The organism is Bacillus sp. P4_D3 (genome assembly GCF_056401855.1).
Genome location: NZ_JBFUIN010000164.1, coordinates 1 through 6,598, shown reverse-complemented (window position 1 = coordinate 6,598; position 6,598 = coordinate 1). Strand labels below are relative to the sequence as shown.

Below are 6,598 nucleotides of genomic sequence, written 5' to 3'. Positions count from 1 at the left end.
TTATTTTCTTGTGTATATACGAAAACACCGTTCACACTAATGCGATGGAAATTTGTATTTACAGCCTTCATTAAGTCTGCGATTTCATTATCAAGTCGCCCGGAAGCGAAACAAAGAATAACATTTTGCTCAGCAAGACTGCGAAGTGCTACAATATCTTGTTCATCAATTAGACCTCCATGTTGCATCATTGTACCGTCGATATCACTTACAAACATTTTAATCATGTTGCTATCTCCTTTCTATGTACAGTTGCTCTTACATTATACGCATCATATACAAACATGTCTAAAAAATGAATTTTTATCAAATGGTAGATGTTTTACATTGACGACAAAGAAGAATATTCTGTAACATAAAAGTAGGCTATTTAAGTACGAGGGTGGTGTTATATGAGTAATTATCTAGAAATTAAAAAAGTTTTAAATAATAATGTCATCATTGCTAGCCATCCTGAACACGAGGAAGTAGTAGTGATCGGTAAAGGAATTGGATTTGGAAAAAAGGCTGAAGATGTGTTGGAGCAAGAACAAATTGAGAAAATGTTTGTTTTAAAAAATGAACGTGATCGAGAACAATACAAACTTTTAGTGCCACATGTGAGTGAAAAGCTAATTGAATTGATGAATGATATTATGTTATACATTCAAGAAAAAGCGGAGTCTCCATTAAATGAACATATTCATATCGCTTTAACAGATCATATTTCTTTTGCAATTAAAAGGCTAAAACAAGGACTTACAATAGATAATCCTTTTTTAGTTGAAACGAAAATGCTATATCCAGAGGAATATGAAATTGCTGAAGGAGTTGTGCAACTTTTAAATTCTCGTTTGCAAATTATATTGCCAGAAGGAGAAGTAGGCTTTATCGCACTCCATATTTACAGCTCGCTTACAAACTCTGATTTATCTTCTGTTAATCAAAATTCCCGTCTTATTGCACAACTTGTGTCTTTAATTGAGATAAACCTACAAATTACATTAGACCAAGAAAGCATTCATTATTTACGCCTTATTCGTCATTTGCAATATGCTATTGAACGGGTGAAAAAAGGAGAAAAAGTAGAAGAAGCACAAAGCTTTGCTGATTTATTAAAATTAGAATATCCAGTTTGTTACAATTTGGCATGGAAGCTAGTCAAAGTAATGCAGAACGAATTACAACTTCCTGTTTATGAAGCGGAGAGTATTTATTTAACGATGCATTTACAACGATTAGTGAAAGCAGAACATGTGTAAAAAGACATATGTTTTTGTCTAAAATGAAAACGTTAAAAAAAATGATTGAATCGCTTACAATAGTTATGTATAATAACTATTGCAAAGTTATACAAAATTCGACAAACAAATTAAGGTAAATAACGAAAACGTTTGCTTTAATTATAGTGAACTTATACGTAATCCTATTTTTGACACGTGTTACTGATTCGATCAGGCATGAGTGGAGAAAAGCTGGGAATGTAAGCTAAAGAAAGGGACATACTACCCTTTGTATAGCTATCGTTCTATCTTTTTTTCCTCATGCCTTTTTGGCGTTTGTCGAAAAGTATCAATATAGATAAGAGAGGAAGGGTTTCCATGTTTAAGAAGATCTTTGGTGTTCTTCAAAAAGTCGGAAAAGCGCTTATGCTTCCAGTAGCGATTTTACCGGCAGCAGGTATTTTACTTGGATTTGGTAATGCATTTCAAAATCCACAACTAACAAATGTTATCCCTGCTTTAAAAGCAGATTGGTTCGTAATGGTTGCAAAAATTATGGAACAATCGGGTGATATTATTTTCGCTAACCTTGCGCTATTATTCGCAGTTGGGGTAGCAATCGGTTTAGCTGGTGGAGACGGAGTAGCTGGTTTAGCAGCGTTCGTCGGCTACTTAATTATGAACAAAACGATGAGTGTGTTCTTAGAAGTAGATAAACTAGTGAAAGTAACAAGCACTGGAACAGATCCAGTGAAAATTGGATTTTCAGATCCAGCATATGCAAACGTATTAGGAATTCCAACGCTGCAAACAGGAGTGTTTGGTGGTATTATCGTCGGGATAGTAGCGGCATATTGTTATAATAAATACTTCAACATTGAATTACCATCATACCTAGGTTTCTTTGCAGGTAAGCGTTTCGTACCGATCGCAACTGCAACATTCTCTTTAGTAGTAGGTATTATCATGTGCTTCATTTGGCCATACATTCAGGGTGGCTTAAATACGTTCTCACATCAAATGATTGATGCAAATAGAACGATAGCAGCATTTATATTCGGTTTAATTGAACGTTCATTAATTCCATTTGGATTACATCATATTTTCTATTCACCGTTCTGGTTCGAATTCGGTCAGTATACAAATGCAGCTGGCGAATTAATCCGTGGTGACCAAAAAATCTTTATGGCACAGTTAAAAGACGGCGTAGAATTAACAGCTGGTACATTTACAACTGGTAAGTATCCGTTCATGATGTTCGGTCTTCCAGCAGCAGCTTTAGCAATGTACCATGAAGCACGTCCAGAAAATAAAAAATTAGCAGCTGGTATTTTAGGATCTGCTGCATTAACATCTTTCTTAACAGGTATTACAGAACCGCTTGAATTTTCATTCTTATTCGTAGCACCAGTATTATTCGGAATTCATGCAGTATTCGCTGGTCTATCATTTATGACAATGCAAATTTTAGGTGTTAAAATTGGTATGACATTCTCTGGTGGTTTAATTGACTTCATATTATTCGGTGTACTACCAGGTCGTACGGCATGGTGGTGGGTAATTATTGTTGGTCTTGTACTAGCAGTTATTTACTACTTCGGATTCCGTTTCGCAATCCGTAAATGGAACTTAAAAACACCTGGTCGTGAAGTAGCGAATGCTAATGAAGGCGCAGGGAAAACAGAAGCAGGAGAACTTCCACGTGAAGTATTAGTAGCACTTGGTGGTAAAGAAAACATTGCTTCGTTAGATGCTTGTATTACTCGTTTACGCGTTCAAGTTAACGAACAAAAAAATGTAAATAAAGACCGCTTAAAAGAGCTTGGAGCAGCCGGTGTACTTGAAGTTGGAAATAACATTCAAGCTATTTTCGGACCGAAATCTGACACATTAAAATCACAAATTCATGATATTATGTCAGGTCGTACACCTCATGTTGAAAAAGAAGCGCCTGTAAAAGCGGAAGAAGCTCCTCAACAGGTTGATGAAAATGAAACAATCGTTTCACCAATTGAAGGGAAAATCTTACCGATTACAGAAGTACCCGACCAAGTATTCTCAGGGAAAATGATGGGAGATGGATTTGCGATTGAGCCAACAGAGGGAACAGTAGTTTCTCCGGTTAATGGTGAGATTGTAAATGTATTCCCTACAAAACATGCGATTGGTATTCAGTCTGAAGGCGGAAAAGAAATTTTAATCCACTTTGGTATTGATACTGTAAAATTAAATGGTGAAGGCTTTGAAGCGCTTGTAGCACAAGGTGATAAAGTGAAGCAAGGACAACCATTATTAAAAGTAGATCTTGCATTTGTAAAAGAAAATGCACCATCTATTATTACACCAATCGTCTTTACGAATTTACAACAAGGGCAACAAGTCGAATTGAAAAAAGATGGAAATGTTAAGAAGGGCGAAAACGCTATTATTGACATTCAGTAGGAATTTGACGCAAAATGTTTATAATTATAATAGGCGATGTGGTTGACCGAACATCGCCTATTATATACAATAGATGATGTAGTACTCACGTCTATACAACTAAAAAAATACTGTATTTAAAGGAGATAAATTATCATGGAAAAAATCTTTAAAGTAACTAGCGACTCAGGAATTCATGCTCGTCCAGCAACTCTACTTGTAAACACTGCAAGCAAATTTGGTTCTGACATTAACTTAGAGTATAACGGAAAAAACGTTAACTTAAAATCAATCATGGGTGTTATGTCTTTAGGAATTCAACAAGGCGCGGAAATTAAGGTCACTGCAAATGGTGATGATGCAGCTCAAGCACTAGCAGCTATCGAAGAAACTATGAAAAACGAAGGATTAGGAGAATAATGACTCTTAACATTCAAGGGATCGCTGCATCAAGTGGGATTGCTATTGCAAAGGCTTTCAGACTTGAGAATCCTGAATTTAACATTGAAAAGAAATCAATTACAGACGAAGCTGCTGAAATTGCACGCTTAGACGCTGCGCTTGAGAAAGCAAAATCTGAACTAGAAGCTATTAAGGACCACGCTTTTGCTGAGCTAGGTGCTGATAAAGCTGCTATCTTTGAAGCGCATTTATTAGTATTAAATGATCCAGAATTAGTAAATCCAGTAAAAGATAAAGTAAATGGCGAAAAAGTAAATGCTGAATTTGCAATGGATGAAGTTGCATCAATGTTTATTTCTATGTTTGAAAACATGGATAACGAATACATGAAAGAACGTGCTGCGGATATTCGCGACGTAACAAAACGTGTTCTTGCACATTTACTAGGAATTAACTTCTCAAATCCTGGTACAATTTCTGAAGAAGTAATCATCATTGCTGAAGATTTAACACCATCTGATACAGCTCAGTTAAACCGTGAGTATGCAAAAGGTTTCACAACTGATATCGGTGGACGTACATCTCACTCTGCAATTATGGCTCGTTCTATGGAAATTCCAGCTGTTGTTGGTACGAAAGTTGTTATGGAGAAAATCCAAAACGGCGATATCGTAATCATTGACGGTTTAGATGGAGAAGTAATTGTAAACCCATCTGAAGAAACTCTTCGTTCTTTTGAAGAAAAGAAAGCGAAATTTGAAGAGCAAAAAGCTGTATGGGCAAAATTAAAAGACCAAGCAACTGTAACAAGTGATGGACATCACGTTGAGCTTGTTGCTAATATCGGAACACCAAATGATGTACAAGGTATTATCGATAATGGCGGAGAAGGCGTTGGTTTATACCGTACAGAATTCTTATACATGGGCCGTGACAATCTTCCAACAGAAGAAGAGCAGTTCGAAGCGTATAAAGCAGTTCTTGAAGGTGTAAAAGAAGATCAACCAGTCGTTGTTCGTACACTTGACATCGGTGGAGATAAAGAGCTTCCATACTTACATTTACCAAAAGAAATGAACCCATTCTTAGGATACCGTGCAATTCGCTTATGTCTTGATGAGCAAGATGTGTTCCGTACACAGCTTCGTGCATTACTTCGTGCTAGCGTATACGGTAACTTAAAAATTATGTTCCCAATGATTGCAACTCTTGATGAGTTCCGTCAAGCGAAAGCAATCTTATTAGAAGAGAAAGACAGACTTGTTCAAGCGGGTACAACTATTTCTGATTCTATTGAAGTTGGTATGATGGTTGAAATTCCAGCTTCAGCAGTATTAGCAGATCAGTTCGCAAAAGAAGTTGATTTCTTCTCTATCGGAACAAATGACTTAATCCAATACACAATGGCTGCAGATCGTATGAACGAACGTGTAGCTTACTTATACCAACCATATAACCCATCTATTTTACGTCTTGTAAAAATGGTTATCGATGCTGCTCATAAAGAGGGCAAATGGGCTGGTATGTGTGGTGAGATGGCGGGAGATTCACTTGCTATCCCATTATTATTAGGCTTAGGTTTAGATGAGTTCAGTATGAGTGCAACATCTATTCTTCCTGCAAGAACACAACTAAGCAAGTTGTCAAAAGCAGAAATGGAAACATTAGCAGAAAAAGCATTAACAATGTCAACTGCTGAAGAAGTTGTTGAATTAGTTAAAAGCATATAATAGTAAAAAAACCTGAGTCGATTCGAAATCGATCTCAGGTTTTTTCTATGAGAAAAGTAAATCTTATTTTCTTACTATAGAGGATAAGGTACAGAATTAGATAGCGATAGCAACGATATCAGTTGGGCAAACACGTAAAATGCCAGTAAAAGTATTTCGATTTTGATTGTTCTTATCGTCTTTATTGTTATCTTTGTTGTCTTTGTCATTATTACGAGCTAAAGCAGAGAAAAGAGCAACACCGTTAGCGAAACCTTCAAAAATTACATTATTGAAGGTTCCGTTACCTCTAATGCTTAAAAGAGAAAGCTCTGTTCCAACTGAAATGCTAGCAAGTACGTTACATACAGCAGGTCGTTGTTGTTTAACTTCTTCTCTCTCTTTCTCGCGATGGTCGCGATGGTCACACTCTCTTTCACGATGATGACAGTCTCTAAAGTTATCACAGCATCCAAATGATCCAAACATAATCCTCATCACCCCCTTCACACTTATAATCTATGTAAGTTTGGCAGTCGGTGACTGGACAGATAATGGAAATTTTTCTAGGGGATTTTCTCATTTTAAATGACTAGATGGGTATTTAGTATGGAATGATGTTTAAAATAGGGGAAATATCACAAAAAAATGTAAAGACCACCGAAATGAATGAAATAGGTAGCCTTTACACTTTTTTACTTTTATATAAAACGATGATATATACAGGAAGAGCTAAGAGTAGTGGTGCAATGGATCGTGCAGTATGTTTTTCTGCTTCTAATTGTAACGCTTCTTCTTTAGGGAATTGTAACACTGATATGTTTGCAGCATCGCCAATAAAATATAGCAGTAGTACAGTGACTA

At 36.3% G+C, this 6,598-nt stretch carries 6 protein-coding genes; 4 read left to right on the top strand and 2 right to left on the bottom strand.

The window, feature by feature from the left end:
- Positions 1-227 (bottom strand): HAD family hydrolase (locus tag AC1DTM_RS15740; RefSeq protein WP_477000455.1); only part of this gene is annotated, 227 nt, incomplete at its 3' end.
- Positions 228-392: 165 nt separating this feature from the next.
- On the opposite strand from AC1DTM_RS15740, the gene glcT reads away from it, so the two are divergent.
- The 4 genes from glcT (at position 393) to ptsP (ending at position 5,755) form a co-directional block, all read left to right on the top strand.
- A complete protein-coding gene (gene glcT, locus AC1DTM_RS15735) occupies positions 393-1,241 on the top strand; it encodes a glucose PTS transporter transcription antiterminator GlcT (RefSeq protein ID WP_002199447.1) in 849 nt (282 codons plus the stop codon).
- Positions 1,242-1,580: 339 nt separating this feature from the next.
- Positions 1,581-3,644 (top strand): PTS glucose transporter subunit IIABC, encoded by a 2,064-nt coding sequence (gene ptsG, locus AC1DTM_RS15730; protein WP_002111599.1) that lies wholly within the window; start codon positions 1,581-1,583, stop codon positions 3,642-3,644.
- Positions 3,645-3,779: 135 nt separating this feature from the next.
- The gene (gene ptsH / locus AC1DTM_RS15725) at positions 3,780-4,043 is read left to right on the top strand and encodes a phosphocarrier protein HPr (RefSeq protein ID WP_002033915.1); all 264 of its coding nucleotides are present in this window, start codon (positions 3,780-3,782) and stop codon (positions 4,041-4,043) included.
- Positions 4,043-5,755, top strand: a complete 1,713-nt coding sequence (gene ptsP, locus AC1DTM_RS15720) for a phosphoenolpyruvate--protein phosphotransferase (protein WP_016106081.1) — start codon at positions 4,043-4,045, stop codon at positions 5,753-5,755. The genes ptsH and ptsP overlap by 1 nt, the downstream gene beginning before the upstream one ends.
- A 96-nt stretch (positions 5,756-5,851) precedes the next feature.
- On the opposite strand, the gene AC1DTM_RS15715 is transcribed toward ptsP, so the two are convergent.
- Positions 5,852-6,223, bottom strand: a complete 372-nt coding sequence (locus AC1DTM_RS15715; RefSeq protein WP_133059528.1) for a DUF3915 domain-containing protein — start codon at positions 6,221-6,223, stop codon at positions 5,852-5,854.
- Between the last annotated feature and the right edge of the window lie 375 nt (positions 6,224-6,598).

What these genes read in the sequence shown, in the direction of transcription:
- glcT (WP_002199447.1), top strand. Translation starts at nt 393, where the DNA reads ATGAGTAATTATCTAGAAATTAAAAAAGTTTTAAATAATAATGTCATC.
- ptsG (WP_002111599.1), top strand. Translation starts at nt 1,581, where the DNA reads ATGTTTAAGAAGATCTTTGGTGTTCTTCAAAAAGTCGGAAAAGCGCTT.
- ptsH (WP_002033915.1), top strand. Translation starts at nt 3,780, where the DNA reads ATGGAAAAAATCTTTAAAGTAACTAGCGACTCAGGAATTCATGCTCGT.
- ptsP (WP_016106081.1), top strand. Translation starts at nt 4,043, where the DNA reads ATGACTCTTAACATTCAAGGGATCGCTGCATCAAGTGGGATTGCTATT.
- AC1DTM_RS15715 (WP_133059528.1), bottom strand. Translation starts at nt 6,223, where the DNA reads ATGTTTGGATCATTTGGATGCTGTGATAACTTTAGAGACTGTCATCAT.